The organism is Arthrobacter sp. 9E16, assembly GCF_002929435.1.
Classification (GTDB): Bacteria; Actinomycetota; Actinomycetes; order Actinomycetales; family Micrococcaceae; genus Arthrobacter_B; species Arthrobacter_B sunyaminii.
In genome coordinates, this window is record NZ_PJIU01000002.1 from 848,764 (window position 1) to 862,444 (window position 13,681).

Consider the following 13,681-nt stretch of genomic DNA (forward strand, 5'->3'; position numbering starts at 1 on the left):
AGAAGTTCATGCACCCGCATGGGTCTCCCCTGCGTCCGCCAGTCCGTATCTACCCGCGCTCCGGCACCAGCTCGCCCAGAATCCGAACCAGCTCAGCTCGATCTGCGGGCTCCAGCACCGAGAAAAACTCATCAGCCTCCCGCTTCCGGTCCGCCAAAACCTGCTTCCGCAAGCTTTCCCCTTCAGCGGTCAGCGCCAGCAGCGTCGCCCGGCGGTCCGTTGGATGCGGCGTCCGTTCAATCAGACCCTTCGCAGCAAGCTGGTCGACCACCTCGGTGGCTGACCGCGGAGCGATCCGCAGCCGTTCCGCCAGCTCCTTCAGCCGCAGCCCCGGAGTCTCCTCCGGCCCCGGCTCACCCTTCGATCCAGAGGATGTGAGGGCAGCACGCGCCACGGCATTCAGAGCACGAAACTGGTGCGGCGTCAGATCGAACGGAGCAAGCTGGAGCATCCAGCGCTTCCGAAGTCCGCGGAACGCGGCGTGCATCAGGTCTCCCAGGGCCGCCGGATCGGCGGAGGCATCTATCATGAACCCAGTCTACCCATTTCGCGGTAACCACATAGTGAGGTAACCTCTGTATTAGCTGCCGAGTACAACACCGGCAGCATCAGGAGGACCTTTGGCTATATCAGCAATCGAGAGCCCCGGCGACGACGGCGGAGGTGGCGGCCGCGGAGGCCGCGGACCCGCGAAACTCAACCCGGCGGACAAAAAACAGCTCAAGCAGCATCCCGTTTCACTCTCCCGCATCGCGGCGCTGTTCGCACCGCACAAGGGAACCATCGCCGTCGTCGTCCTGCTCATCACCGCAGCTTCAGTGGTGGGGCTCGCGCAGCCGTTCCTGGTGCGCGCTGTGATCGACGATGCCCTGCCCAACGGCAACGTCCGCCTCCTGGCCTTCCTCACCGCTGCCATGGTGGGAGTTGCCGCCGTCACGTCGGCGATCGGTGTGGTGCAGACCTGGCTGGCCACGGCCATGGGCCAGCGTGTCATGCACACCCTGCGCGTGAATCTCTTCACCCACCTGCAGTCCCAGTCGCTGGGCTTCTTCACCCGGACCCGGGGCGGCGAAGTCCAGTCCCGCCTCACGCACGACATCTCCGGCATGCAGTCAGTCGTCACCACCACCGCCACCGGCGTTGCCTCCAACCTCACGACGGCGGTTGCCACCGCGGTGGCGATGGTGGCCCTCTCCCCCGGGCTGAGCCTGATCTCGCTGATCGTACTGCCGCCGGCCATCTGGCTGTCCCGCCGCGTCGCCAAAATCCGCCGCGAGGTCACCGACGAGCGCCAGCGCGAACTCGCCGCCCTGCACACCCAGGTGGAGGAGGGCCTGTCCGTTTCCGGCGTGCGCCTGGCTAAAACCCTGGGCACCATTCCCCGCGACGCCAGCCGCTTCACCGCCCGCTCGGAGAAACTCGTGGGGTTGGAGCTGCGCAGCCAGCTCGCCGGACGCTGGCGGATGGCCACCATGCAGATTGTCTTCGCAGCCATTCCCGCCGTCATCTATCTCGCCGCAGGTTTCCCTGCCACGAGCGGCGGCATGACCATTGGCACCCTGGTTGCCTTCACCGCCCTGCAGGGGACCATCTTCCGGCCGGTAATGGGCCTGCTGAACATCGGCGTGCAGTGGGTTACCGCGCTGGCGTTCTTTTCCCGGATCTTCGAATACCTTGATCTGGTTCCGGCCATCAAGGCGCCGGAACATCCCGTCCGGCTGGACCCGGCCACGGTGCGCGGAGAAGTACGGTTCGAGGGTGTGCGGTTCGCGTACGACGGCGGTCCGGACGTATTGCGCGGCATCGACCTGACGCTGTCCCCGGGTACCGCCACCGCCGTCGTGGGGGCAACCGGTTCCGGCAAGAGCACCCTGGCATCGCTGCTGCCGCGGCTCAACGATGTCAGTAGCGGCCGCGTCACGATCGACGGAGTGGACCTGCGGGAGATTGCGCCGGAGGATCTGGCAAGAATTGTCGGCGTAGTGTCACAGGAGACCTACCTGATTCATGCCTCCGTCCGTGAAAACCTCCTGCTGGCCGCTCCGGAAGCCACGGATGAGCAGCTGTGGCAGGCACTGGCAGCGGCCCGGATCGCAGACTCCATCGGCGCCCTGCCCCAAGGGCTGGACACCTTGGTGGGCGCACGCGGACACCGTTTCTCCGGTGGCGAGCAGCAGCGCCTGGCCATTGCCCGCACCATCCTGCGCAACCCGCCGGTACTGGTGCTGGACGAGGCCACCTCGGCACTGGACAACACCACCGAGGCGCAGGTACAGGCCGCCCTGGAGCGGCTGTCCGCCGGCCGGACCACGCTGACCATCGCACACCGGCTGTCCACCGTGGAGAACGCGGACCAGGTGGTGGTGCTCGACGCCGGAGAGATCGTCGAGCGCGGCACTCCCGCCCGTCTGCGGGAAGCGGGCGGCGCGTTTGCCCGGCTGGCCGCCAGGAGCGCCTCTATTCCTGCTGCAGGGACTGGAATCCTTCAATGAGAGTCCACGCTATGGAGGCGTATTCACGGATGTCCATTGATGGACTGATGAATTCACCGTTATGGGCCAGGAAGTTCCGAAGTAACCGGAGTTGATCGACGCTGTCAGCGATGTATCTGGGGGTGTCGGAATTTCTCAGTGCCCGGATAAGGTCATGACCCTTTAGCGACGCTTCGGGTTCTTTCAGTTTCACCCATCCCTGAGCGGCATATTCCACCTCGGAATAAGCTTCTTTCACCGCAGCTGCCGGGGAGACAAGGTCTGCAATGTCCTGCAGTCTATTGACCCACGTTGCCCACTTTGAGGTTCCGGCCCGAAGCGTGGCAACACTAGCGTCTGCCTGTTTCATTCTCTCGATTGCGTCAATCCAGTTTGCGGCCATCTCGGCATATGCAATAGGACGCCGGTCGGCCAATCCACTCGCTGCCGAATCGCTCCGGTGAGCCAATCCCCTCCGGATATCCGAACCATGGCTCTCCGGGTTATCTCGGTCCGCCCTCCGGACGAGTTTTGGCGTTTCCTCACGGGAGCCGCCGGTGGACGTTGAGGCGGATGCGCGGATACTCCGTTCGGCGGAAGACGCCTCGGCTGCTCCTTCCGTGAGTGTCACGATGGTTTCCTCCACCTGCTCACGGAAAAACTTGACCCCGCCCAGGGGTGACGACACTTCCTTTAACTCCGCTATCCGCTCTGACAGTGCAAGGACAAGACTGATAACCGGCTTCTTGTAGAGAAACAGAAGCACGACGATGGCTGCCGGCCATGCCAGCAAAGAGACCAGACTAGTTATGAAGACAAGCCATTCTGCGGTCATATCTTCGCCCCCTGCCCCGGCTATCCGGCATCTGCGGCACTAACTGTGCCAATGCTGGTATAACTGCCGACCGACTAGCTCCTATTATCCTTTCCAACAGATGAATAAACAGGGTCTGTGGCCATATTCAGGGGTTTTGACTCCACATATTGGTACAGGCCAATGAATGGACGCCCGCCCGCACCATCAGGGGTAATTACCGCTACGCCAGGCAGAGGCAGAACGGGTGTCCGGCCGGGTCCAGAAAAACGCGAAAGGTGGTACCCGGCTGGTACGGATGCTTAGTGGCACCGAGCTGCAGCACCGCCGCCTCGGCTTCATCCAGGTCATCAACATCCACATCAATATGCACCTGCTGCGGAATATCCTGTTCCGGCCAGACCGGCGCCGTGTAGTTTTCCACCTGCTGGAAGCAATAGCGCTGGCCGGTGGCATCGGTAATGTCAGTCCAGCCGTCGTAGGATTCATCCTCATGCAGGTTCACCGTCCAATCCAGCAGGGCACCGTAAAAGGTGGCAAGTGCCGCGGGATCAGGGCAGTCAATGACAGTGGTGGGAGTGCGTGCGATAGCCATGGCTGGAAACATATTCCCTCGGCCTGTATCTGGCAAGATGGAGCCATGAAGATATCCCGCGCCGACACAGCTGCCGACGCAGGTTTCTTTCCGTGGCCCCGTGAGGTGCCCGCGGAATGGATCCTGCGGGCACATCCGATCATCCTCATGGTGTCAGCGCTGGTGCTGTTCCATCAGTTTGCTCCCCTGCCGGCCAGCCCCATGGGCTTCGTCAGCGAGTTCTTTGTGCTGAGCACCGCCTTCTCCATGTTGTCGTCCCGCAGCCGCAGGCGAAACCAGAATGCCAGGGGTCCCGAGGCGCCTCATACCGGGTCGGAGCGCCCCGCGGAATAGGAATGCCGCCCTCCGGGCGCAGCAGTCCCTGCCGGTAAGACAGAACAAGCCGGACCCCTGTCGGGTCCGGCTTGTTCTGTCTTTATCCGCAGGGACTGGCCTCAGCTCGCGTCTGCCAGCGTACTGGGGCTGCGAAGCCGGGAGAGATAGCCGGCAAATTCATGCAGCTCTTCCGCCGACCAGTCATCCAGGATGTGGCTGTCCAGCATAATGCCGGTTTGGACAGAGCCCACCCGTTCCTCTGCGGCCGGTGTCAGGACCAGCACGCGGGCGCGGCCGTCCCGGGGGTCGGCCTGCACCTCAATCAGTCCCAGTTCCTCGAGCTGTCGCGACTGCCTGCTGATGACGCTTTTGTCCACCATCAGCAGGTCTGCCGCCGCTCCGGAATGCAGCGGGCCCTCGCGCTTGAGCAGTTGCAGCATTTTGAGGCCAAACAGGGGCAGGGTCGGGTCGATGCCCTTGGCTGCGTCCCGCATGCGGCTGCGAACGGTTTCCGTGAGAAGACGCAGGTTTTCCTCAACCTCGTGCAGGGCCTTTGTCCGGCCCAGCTCCTGCGGTGTCACTTGGGCTGGCTCTCCGGGTTGGCAGTCCTCACCGGTGAGACCGGATCCACCAGGGCCACGGCGCCCGTCGCCACGTCGGCCAGTGCAAGCTCGGCCGGTGAGGGACGTTCGTTCCGGGCCGCTGAATCCGCAGCGGTGTCGGATGCCCGGGTCTCCGCCGGGGCGGAAGCTACGGCGATGCCGGCGGTCGCCGCAGGATCAGCGGTTGCGGCGGCCTTCTTCAGCTGTACGGCATTCTGGCGGCCAAGCTTGGCGTTCGGAATGAAGATGACAGCCAGCAGCGTGATGACGGCCAGCGGAACGCTGTACAGGAAGACCGAGCCGACGCCGACGCCGTACGCACTTTCCACCAGCACGGCAATGGCGTCAGGAAGTTCGGAGACCTTGGGGATGGATCCGCTGCCCAGGGCCACGGCGGCCGCAGCCTGGTCAGCCGGCGCCAGCGCACCGATGCCGTCCTTGATTTCGGAGGCAACGATGGTCCCGAGCACCGAACCCAGCACGGAAACACCCACGGTGCCGCCGAGACTGCGGAAGAAGGTCACCGCGCTGGTGGCCACACCGAGGTTCTTCACCTCAATGGAGTTCTGGACCACGAGCACCAGGTTCTGCATCAGCATGCCCAGGCCTGCGCCCAGAACGGCCATGTAGATGCCGACCAGCACCAGGTTGGTGTCATAGGCCAGCGTGCTCAGCAGGATGGAACCCACCACGGTGAGCACACCGCCGGAAATCATCACGGCCTTCCACTTGCCGGTGCGGCTGATGATCGTTCCGAACAGCGTGGAGGAGACCAGCAGGCCGGCCATCATGGGGATGGTCAGCAGGCCGGACTCGGTGGGGGTGGCACCGCGGGCCAGCTGCATGTACTGCGCCAGGAACACAGAAGTGCCGAACATGGACACGCCCACGGAAATGCTCGCCACGACGGCAAGGGTGAAGGTGCGGTTCTTGAACATGGACAGCGGAATGATCGGTTCCGGGGACTTGAATTCAACCAGCACGGCAGCGATCAGCAGCAAGGCGGATCCGGCGACCGTCAGGAAGGAGGCCAGCGAGGCCCAGCCGAACTGGTTGCCCGCCAGGGTCACCCAGATCATCAGCAGCGACACACCGCCGGCGATCAGGACAGCACCCAAGTAGTCGATGTGGACCTTGCGCTTGGCGTGCTGGGGCAGGTGCAGGGTCATCTGCAGCAGGATGATGGCAGCCACCGCCACCGGCAGGGCAATGAAGAAGTTCCAGCGCCAGCCGAAGGCGTCAGTGACAACACCGCCCAGCAGCGGTCCGCCCACTGTGCCCACCGCCATGACGGCACCAAAGAGTCCGGCGTACTTCCCGCGGTCGCGCGGGCTGATGATGTCAGCCATGATGATCTGGCTCAGCGCGGCGAGACCACCGGCACCCAGACCCTGCAGCACGCGGAAGACAATCAGCGTGCTGGTGTCCTGCGAGAAGCCGGCCAGGGCCGAGCCGAGCACAAAGATGCCAAGAGCGAGCTGGATCAGCAGCTTGCGGTTGAACAGGTCAGCAAACTTGCCCCACAGCGGCGTTGACACCGTTGTGGCCAGCAGTGTTCCCGTCACCACCCAGGTGTAGGCGGACTGGTTGCCGTCAAGGTCCGAGATGATCAGCGGCAGGGAGGTGGAAACCACCGTGCCCGCCAGAATCGAGACAAACATGCCAAGGAGCAGGCCGGAAAGGGATTCCAGCACCTGCTTGTGAGTCATGGTCCCGTCCGGGGAGGCGGTCCGCTTGGGCACCTTGGCCTTCTTTTCGGACTTTTTTTCGGGGGGACGTTCTGCGGGGGACATCGGGCTCCTGCTAGTAGTTGATTTAGATCAACTATATAAGTAATTGCCCTTAGTCAACTAATTTCGTGGCGTATCGCACACCCTTGGCCGGACGCCCGGTCCCGGGTCCGGATGGCACCGCCGTGAACCTCTGTGACCGCCGATGACGCACCGAGACGCCCCTGAGGTCAAAAACGGTCATCGCTGGCCCGGCCGTGATCCATGGGCTAGCTTTTCCTTAACCATCCCGAGCGGCCGAGAGACCTGGATCGACGACGCCGCAGCAACCCTCCCCGCCCAGCAGCGGGGAACGGTGCTACTGCCAGGACCGATGGAGAAGCTGCGCGCTTTCGTTGGTCAGCTTCGCCCTGCCCCGGCACGGCGAAGCTGACGCCGGCGAACCTGCGTCGCCCTCCGCCGGGCGATGATTCAGGAGCCTGACGTGAGCCCAGCAAGACCTCCCAAACCCCATCCCCAGATACCCCGCACCCTCGCCGTCCTCACGGCAGGGGCCATGCTCGCCACTGCCGTTTCCGGTTGCGGCGGGCCGGCCGCAGCCAGCGGCAGCGACACCTTTGTCTTTGCCACCGGCAAGGACATTTCCTGCCTGGATCCCCACGTGGACGGCGACATGCCGCAGGCATCCATCGCAGCGAACTACCTGGATTCCCTCGTTTCACAGGACAGCGGCGGCACCATCCACCCGTGGCTCGCCACAGCATGGTCAGTGTCCGGCGACGGCCTCACCTACACCTTCACAGTGCGCGACGACGTCTGGTTCACCGACGGGACAAAACTCACCGCGGAAGCAGTGAAGGCAAACCTGGACCACATGGTGGATCCAAACACCCAGTCAGGTACCGCAGGCGGTTACCTCAAACCCTACGAGTCCACGCAGGTAGTGGACCCGACCACCGCCGTCGTCACCCTGAACCGCCCGTATGCGGCGTTCCTTGAGGTGCTCGCCCAGCCCTTCCTCGGCATCCAGTCACCCGCGGCCCTGAAGCGGCCGCAAGTGGAAAACTGCCACTCGCCGGTGGGCTCGGGACCGTACAAGATCCTGGACTACGTCCCGCAGTCCAAGGTCACCCTGGTCCGCAACGAAGACTACAACTCCGCTCCGCCCTACGCGCAGCATGACGGCCCGGCACACATTGAGAAGATCGAATGGCGCATTGTTCCCGAAGACTCCACCAGGTACGGCCTGCTGCGGGCAGGCCAGGCGGACGCCCTGGACCTCATGCCCTCGGTCCACTTTGCCGAGGCGGAAGCGGACGGAAACGTGGAGCTGACCCTGCGTGACCGGCCCGGAAACCCTACCAACCTCATCCTCAACACCACCCGTGCGCCGTTTGACGACCTCAACGTCCGCAAGGCTTTCCTGCACAGCGCCTACGTGGACGCGGGCATCAACAGCGTCTACTTCGGCACCGTCACCCGGGCCGGCGGGCCGCTCAGCTCCACCACCGGTTTCTACTCCCCCGATTTTGAGCACGTCTATGACCCGGACCCCGCCGAAGCAGCCCGCCTGCTCGATGATGCCGGCTGGACGGAGCACGACGCCGAAGGATACCGGGTGAAAGACGGCGAGCGCCTGAGAGTTCATTTCCCGTACACCCCCGGAGCCTGGCCCGCTGCGCACCAGGCGCTGGTCACTCAAATCCAGGCGACAGCGAAGCAGGCCGGCTTCGAGGTGCTGATCGAGAACGGCGACGCAGCAACCGTGAGCGAACTGGGCAACACCTTCGAATACGACCTTCGCGCCGATTACTGGAACACCAACACCGCCGATGTGCTCCGCATTGTCTTCTCCTCGGAATACACCGAGTCTGCCGGCTTTGTAGCCAACGGATCGGGCTTTCGCAATCCCGGGCTGGACTCGATCCTGAACGCGGCACTTGCCACCGACGATGCTGCCGTCCGGAAGGACCTTTACCACCAGGCCCAGCAGATCGTCAGCGACCACGCCCTGCAGCTGCCGCTTTACAACCAGGCCAGCCAGGTGGCCCTGCGCAGCGACCGCTGGACAAACCTCACCCTTGAACCCAGCCTTTCCCTCCCCTACCTCTACGACGTCACGGCGGTGGATCCCCAATGAGCACCCAATCCCTTGATCCCCTCAACACGGCACCTCGCACAACGGTGTCCGGAGGCAGCACCGGCCGCATTGTCGGTAAGCGGGCCGCCGGCAGCGTTTTTGTCCTCTGGGCGGCCGTCACCCTCACCTTCTTTGTCCTGCACCTCACGCCCGGCGATCCCGTAACAGCGATCCTCGGGGGTGCCGGATCCTCCCCGTCGCCCGAGACGGTGGCAGCGGTAAGAGCCCAGTACGGACTCGACCGGCCCGTTCTTCTGCAGTACCTCTCCTATCTGGGCAACCTGATTACCGGGGACTTTGGGGTGTCCTATATCTTCAAGGTTCCCGTGATCGAGATCATCGGCCCGCAGATCCTTCCCACCCTGCAGCTCGCCGGACTGGCGCTGGCCTTCGCATGGGTCATCGCCCTGGCATTCACGCTCCTCACGGTGGGCCGCGGACGCCTGCTCGACGGCGTCGGCCGGACCCTGGAGGTGTTCTTCGCTTCCCTTCCCCCGTTCTGGGTGGGCATCATGCTTGCGGTCCTCTTCGCCGTCATCCTGGGCTGGTTCCCGGTAGCCGGAGACGACGGCTTCCGCTCGCTCGTCCTGCCGGCGCTCTCACTGGCCATCCCCCTGTCCGGGTTCATCGCCCAGGTCACCCGGTCCTCCTTCGAAGAAGCCCTGGCTCAGCCGTTCATCCTGAGCGCCCGTGCCAGGGGGCTGAGCGACGCCGCCGTGCGGCTGACGCATGCCCTGCGGCACGCCATCCTGCCCGGCCTCACGCTCTCCGCGTGGGCAGTGGGCTCACTGGTGAGTTCCGCCGTCGTCGCCGAGATCATTTTTGCCCGGGCCGGGCTGGGGCGTTCCCTCGTGGATGCCATCATCAACCGCGATATGCCGGTAACCCTGGCCGTGGTGTTCATTATTGCCGCCGTCTACATCCTCGTGAACCTCGCCGTGGATCTCCTCTACCGCGCGGTGGACCCCCGCAGCAACCCGACAGGAAGTGCAGCATGACCACGATTGCCAGACCCGCCTCAACAGTGCAAGAGCCTACCGGCCCGCTGACCGGCGGGACGCCTTCGCGCACCCTGCGGCTGGTCCGCAGCACTCCCGCCGGTGTGTGGATGGCCGGCGCGCTTTTGGTGTTCCTGGTGCTCGCCGCCGTCGCCCCTTCCCTGTTCCTGCGGCAGGACCCCTATGAGATTGATCCCGCCAACGCCTTCCAGGCGCCGGGCGCCTCCCATCTGTTCGGCACCGACCAGAACGGCCGCGACATCCTGTCCCGGGTGATCGCCGGCACCGGCCAATCACTGCTTCTGGGCCTGGCGGCCACGGCCATCGGGCTGATCCTGGGCGGTGCACTGGGCATTACTGCCGGAGTGTCCGGCAAGCGGCTCGACTCGGCGATCTGCCGTTTCGTCGAAATCCTCTTCGCCTTCCCCGGCCTGCTCCTGGCCCTGATCGTGATCGCCGTCTCCGGCACCGGCGTCGTCACCGCCGCGGTTGCCGTGGGAATCGGATCCGCCCCCGGCTACGCCCGGATGCTCCGCACCCAGACCCTGCAGGTGGTGGCCGCCCCCTATGTGGAAACGGCTCTCTCCCTGGGCCGGTCACGCTCCCATATCCTCCGGCACACCATCATCCCCAACGTGGCGCGCCCTCTGTTTGTCCTCGTCACGCTCGGCATCGGACAGTCCATTGTCTGGGCATCCTCCCTGAGCTTCCTCGGACTCGGCGCACAGCCGCCGGCCGCCGAATGGGGCGCAATGCTCGCCGACGGGCGCAACTACCTCCAGATCGCCTGGTGGATTGCCGCGTTCCCCGGGATATTCATCACTCTCGCGGCCCTGACCACCACGGTGGTGGGCCATCACCTGCAGCGCCGACTCGAAGCAGAGGTCTGACCATGACACCGCACACCCCGCAGCAGCCGCTGCTCGCCATCGACAACCTGAATGTTTCCTTCTCCACCGCGCGGGGCACCGTTGACGTCGTCCGTGATGTTTCGCTGGCCCTTGCCCCCGGGAAGGCGCTGGCCCTGGTGGGGGAATCCGGATCCGGCAAAACCGTCACGGCCCGCACCCTCGTAGGGCTCAACGCACCCAACGCCCGGGTATCCGCGGACCGCCTGGACGTGCTCGGGCACGATGCAGCCCGGCTTTCCGAGCGGCAGTGGCGCAGACTGCGGGGAAAACACATCGGCTATGTCCTCCAGGATGCCCTCGTGTCCCTGGATCCCCTGCGCACGGTCGGCCGGGAAATCGACGAAGCCCTCCGCGCCCACGGCGTCCATGGACGGGAGGAGCGCCAGGAACGGGTTTTCGCCGCCCTGCGCGCCGCCGGCATCACCGATCCCGAGGTCCGGGCGCGGCAGCGCTCCGGTGAACTCTCCGGCGGGCTGCGGCAGCGCGCGCTGATTGCGCAGGCCACCGTACTCAATCCGCAGCTGGTGATTGCCGATGAACCAACCACCGCACTGGATGCCACCGTCCAGGCCCAGATCCTCGAACTGCTGGCGGGTCTGAAGGAACAGGGCCGCGGGCTGATCTTCATCTCCCATGACCTTGCCGTGGTTAGCCGGCTCGCCGATGAAATCGCCGTGATGCAGCACGGACGGATAGTCGAGTCGGGGCGGGCGGCGCAAGTGCTGGGCAACCCGCGCCACGAGTACACCCGACAGCTGATCGATGCCGTTCCCGCCGGCCGCGGCAAGGGCACCCGGCTCTCGTCCCTGCCCCGGCAAGTGAAGTCCGCAGGCCCGGCACGGGCCTCGGCTTTCTCCGCGGATTCTCCGGCGCTCGAAGCCCGCAACCTGGTCAAGGCCTATGCGTCTCCGGACGGCTCCTCCCGCACAGTGGTCGACAATGTCTCCTTTACGCTGCCGGCCGGCAAAACCCTGGGCATCGTGGGCGAGTCCGGATCGGGCAAGTCAACGACGGCGCGCATCGTCCTGGGACTTACGGAACCGGATGCGGGGACGGTCCGGCTCGGCGGGCTGCCGTGGGCCGGGAACGTCCAGGGGGCGCCGGTCACCGAAGAGATGCGGCGTCCGCACCGGCGGGACATCCAGCTGGTGAACCAGGACCCGCTGAGCTCCTTTGATCCGCGCTTCAGCGTGGAGCGGGTGATTACCGACGCCTTGGAGGCCGGGGGCACCGGCACGCCCGGTGAACTCCGGGACCGCGCCGCGGAACTGCTCGGTCAGGTTGGGCTGCCCCTGGACCTGATTCGCCGGCAGCCGCTCACCCTCTCCGGCGGGCAGCGCCAGCGCGTGGCCATCGCCCGCGCCCTGGCGCTCCGGCCCCGCGTGCTGCTGCTCGACGAACCTGTATCCGCGCTGGATGTGTCCATCCAGGCCCAGGTCCTGGATCTCCTCGCGGATCTGCAGGAACAGCATGGCCTGAGCTATCTGTTCATCAGTCATGACCTCGGCGTGATCCACCATGTGAGCGACGACGTCCTGGTGATGAAGGACGGCCGTGTCATGGAATCCGGCAGCGCGTCATCGCTTTTCAACTTTCCGACAACCAACTACACCAAGGCCCTGCTCGCTGCCGTGCCCCAGATGCCCCGGCGCCTTTCCGCCACCGACCTGCACGCATGAACCCCGCTATAGACCTCCCCGAAAGGACCCTTTTCATGACCACCGAGATTTTGGCTTCCTCCGCCCGCAGCTATGCGGAACTGGCGGCCCGGTTCCGCCCGCTGTTTGCAGACATCGCCCAGGGTGCAGCCCGGCGGGAGAGCGGACGCATCCTGCTGCACGATGAAGTCCGCCGCCTTGCCGAAGCGGGCTTCACGTCCCTGCGGGTTCCCTCCGGACTCGGCGGCGGAGGCGTGTCCGCCCCGGACTTCTTCCGGCTGCTCATTGAGCTGGCGGCGGCGGAATCAAATCTGGCCCAGGCCCTGCGCTGCCACGTCGCCTTCGTGGAGGACCTGCTGTATGCCAACAACACGAAGTGGCTGCGCCGGATCGCAGACGGGGCGGTGGTGGGCAATGCCTGGACCGAAAGCGGACCGGTCCCCGTGGGCGGGGTCAGCACCACCATCACGGTGGACGGTGCGGGTTACCGGGTTAACGGCACCAAGTCCTACACGACGGGAAGCCTGTACGCGGACTGGATCCAGACGGGTGCCCGCACAGCCGAGGGCCTGGACGTCATAGCCCTGGTCCACCGCAATAATCCGGGCGTTGAGGTGATCGATGACTGGGACGGTTTTGGCCAGCGGCTGACCGCCAGCGGAACGTCGGTCTTCACCAATGTGTTCGTCCCCGCTGGCGACGTCATCACGGAGGCGGCGCATCCGCCGTACAGCACCGGTGTATACCAGCTCATCCATGTGGCGACCCTTGCCGGCATAGCCCGTGCGGCGCTCGGGGACGTGGTCTTCGAAGTGCGCAAGAGGACCAGGACCTTCAGCAACGGAAACGGCACCCGGCCCAGCGCGGATATCCAGGTGCAGCAGGTGGTGGGGGAAGTATCAGCGCTGGCGTTCTCTGCCGAAGCAGCTTCCCTCCGGGTGGCCGAACTGGTGCAGGAAGCCTACGAGGCGCATCTCCAACCGTCGCGCGCGCTCGCAGACGCCGCGGTCACAGCGGTGGAGTTCGCCTCTTCGCAGGCGCAGATTGTGGTGACCGAGCAGGTCCAGCGGGCAGCTTCCCTTCTCTTCAATGCCCTCGGTGCCTCTTCAACCCGGCAGGAACTGCAGCTGGACCGGCATTGGCGCAATGCCCGGACCATTTCCTCCCACAATCCGGTCATCTACAAGTCACGGATCGTGGGCGACTGGGAAATCAACGGTACGATTCCCGACTTCGTGTGGCGGGCGGGTGAGGCTCCTGCTCCTGCCTCCGCCTCAGCCCGGTGACAAAGGTGCTCCTGCCTGCCCGTCCGGCAGGAGCACCTTTAGTGCAGCCGGATCAGGGATTTAGGTGCAGCGGCCCGCACTTGTTCCCCCGGGACTCGGCAGAAGGGGTGGGGGTCGGCGTAAAATGGAGGCAGTGCCAGGCTCGCGGATGTGGGCGGCTC

General features: G+C 65.0%; 12 protein-coding genes and 1 riboswitch. Of the genes, 7 read left to right on the forward strand and 5 right to left on the reverse strand.

Translation table 11 applies throughout. From position 1 onward, the window contains the following. Positions 1-49: 49 nt before the first annotated feature. The gene (locus tag CXR00_RS10660) at positions 50-529 is read right to left on the reverse strand and encodes a MarR family winged helix-turn-helix transcriptional regulator (RefSeq protein ID WP_104054467.1); all 480 of its coding nucleotides are present in this window, start codon (positions 527-529) and stop codon (positions 50-52) included. A gap of 91 nt (positions 530-620) precedes the next feature. Between CXR00_RS10660 and CXR00_RS10665 the strand changes: the two genes are divergently transcribed. Beyond that, positions 621-2,492, forward strand: coding sequence for an ABC transporter ATP-binding protein (locus CXR00_RS10665; RefSeq protein ID WP_181032529.1), 1,872 nt, complete (start codon positions 621-623; stop codon positions 2,490-2,492). On the opposite strand, the gene CXR00_RS10670 is transcribed toward CXR00_RS10665, so the two are convergent. Further along, entirely contained in the window at positions 2,458-3,306 is an 849-nt protein-coding gene (locus tag CXR00_RS10670; protein ID WP_104054469.1) for a hypothetical protein, read from the reverse strand. The genes CXR00_RS10665 and CXR00_RS10670 overlap by 35 nt on opposite strands. 202 nt (positions 3,307-3,508) lie before the next feature. Beyond that, entirely contained in the window at positions 3,509-3,880 is a 372-nt protein-coding gene (locus tag CXR00_RS10675) for a VOC family protein (protein WP_104054470.1), read from the reverse strand. Positions 3,881-3,925: 45 nt separating this feature from the next. Here CXR00_RS10675 and CXR00_RS10680 point away from each other — a divergent pair, with 45 nt between their 5' ends. Next, a complete protein-coding gene (locus CXR00_RS10680) occupies positions 3,926-4,213 on the forward strand; it encodes a hypothetical protein (RefSeq protein ID WP_104054471.1) in 288 nt (95 codons plus the stop codon). 101 nt (positions 4,214-4,314) lie between these two features. On the opposite strand, the gene CXR00_RS10685 is transcribed toward CXR00_RS10680, so the two are convergent. Together CXR00_RS10685 and CXR00_RS10690 are read right to left on the reverse strand one after the other, a co-directional pair. Continuing rightward, positions 4,315-4,776, reverse strand: coding sequence for a MarR family winged helix-turn-helix transcriptional regulator (locus CXR00_RS10685; protein ID WP_104054472.1), 462 nt, complete (start codon positions 4,774-4,776; stop codon positions 4,315-4,317). Further along, positions 4,773-6,506: an MDR family MFS transporter gene (locus CXR00_RS10690; protein WP_104054851.1), complete on the reverse strand. Its 1,734-nt coding sequence runs from the start codon at positions 6,504-6,506 to the stop codon at positions 4,773-4,775. The genes CXR00_RS10685 and CXR00_RS10690 overlap by 4 nt, the downstream gene beginning before the upstream one ends. A 302-nt stretch (positions 6,507-6,808) precedes the next feature. After that, positions 6,809-6,907: riboswitch (SAM riboswitch) on the forward strand. Between the two features lie 104 nt (positions 6,908-7,011). On the opposite strand from CXR00_RS10690, the gene CXR00_RS10695 reads away from it, so the two are divergent. Genes CXR00_RS10695 through CXR00_RS10715 form a run of 5 tightly spaced genes read left to right on the forward strand, consistent with a single transcriptional unit; the run spans position 7,012 to position 13,520 of the window. Further along, positions 7,012-8,667: an ABC transporter substrate-binding protein gene (locus CXR00_RS10695; protein ID WP_237688697.1), complete on the forward strand. Its 1,656-nt coding sequence runs from the start codon at positions 7,012-7,014 to the stop codon at positions 8,665-8,667. Continuing rightward, a complete protein-coding gene (locus CXR00_RS10700) occupies positions 8,664-9,665 on the forward strand; it encodes an ABC transporter permease (protein WP_181032530.1) in 1,002 nt (333 codons plus the stop codon). Before CXR00_RS10695 ends, CXR00_RS10700 begins: the two co-directional genes overlap by 4 nt. Further along, positions 9,662-10,555 carry an ABC transporter permease gene (locus CXR00_RS10705; RefSeq protein WP_104054474.1) on the forward strand — a complete coding sequence of 298 codons (894 nt, stop codon included), beginning with the start codon at positions 9,662-9,664 and terminating at the stop codon, positions 10,553-10,555. Before CXR00_RS10700 ends, CXR00_RS10705 begins: the two co-directional genes overlap by 4 nt. A 2-nt stretch (positions 10,556-10,557) precedes the next feature. After that, the gene (locus CXR00_RS10710; protein WP_104054475.1) at positions 10,558-12,255 is read left to right on the forward strand and encodes an ABC transporter ATP-binding protein; all 1,698 of its coding nucleotides are present in this window, start codon (positions 10,558-10,560) and stop codon (positions 12,253-12,255) included. A gap of 35 nt (positions 12,256-12,290) precedes the next feature. After that, on the forward strand, positions 12,291-13,520 hold the full coding sequence (locus CXR00_RS10715; protein ID WP_104054476.1) for an acyl-CoA dehydrogenase family protein: 1,230 nt from the start codon (positions 12,291-12,293) through the stop codon (positions 13,518-13,520). The last annotated feature ends 161 nt before the right edge of the window (positions 13,521-13,681 follow it).

Coding starts and splice junctions, on each gene's coding strand:
- CXR00_RS10660 (WP_104054467.1), bottom strand. CDS start 529: ATGATAGATGCCTCCGCCGATCCGGCGGCCCTGGGAGACCTGATGCAC.
- CXR00_RS10670 (WP_104054469.1), bottom strand. CDS start 3,306: ATGACCGCAGAATGGCTTGTCTTCATAACTAGTCTGGTCTCTTTGCTG.
- CXR00_RS10675 (WP_104054470.1), bottom strand. CDS start 3,880: ATGGCTATCGCACGCACTCCCACCACTGTCATTGACTGCCCTGATCCC.
- CXR00_RS10680 (WP_104054471.1), top strand. CDS start 3,926: ATGAAGATATCCCGCGCCGACACAGCTGCCGACGCAGGTTTCTTTCCG.
- CXR00_RS10690 (WP_104054851.1), bottom strand. CDS start 6,506: ATGACTCACAAGCAGGTGCTGGAATCCCTTTCCGGCCTGCTCCTTGGC.
- CXR00_RS10700 (WP_181032530.1), top strand. CDS start 8,664: ATGAGCACCCAATCCCTTGATCCCCTCAACACGGCACCTCGCACAACG.
- CXR00_RS10705 (WP_104054474.1), top strand. CDS start 9,662: ATGACCACGATTGCCAGACCCGCCTCAACAGTGCAAGAGCCTACCGGC.
- CXR00_RS10710 (WP_104054475.1), top strand. CDS start 10,558: ATGACACCGCACACCCCGCAGCAGCCGCTGCTCGCCATCGACAACCTG.
- CXR00_RS10715 (WP_104054476.1), top strand. CDS start 12,291: ATGACCACCGAGATTTTGGCTTCCTCCGCCCGCAGCTATGCGGAACTG.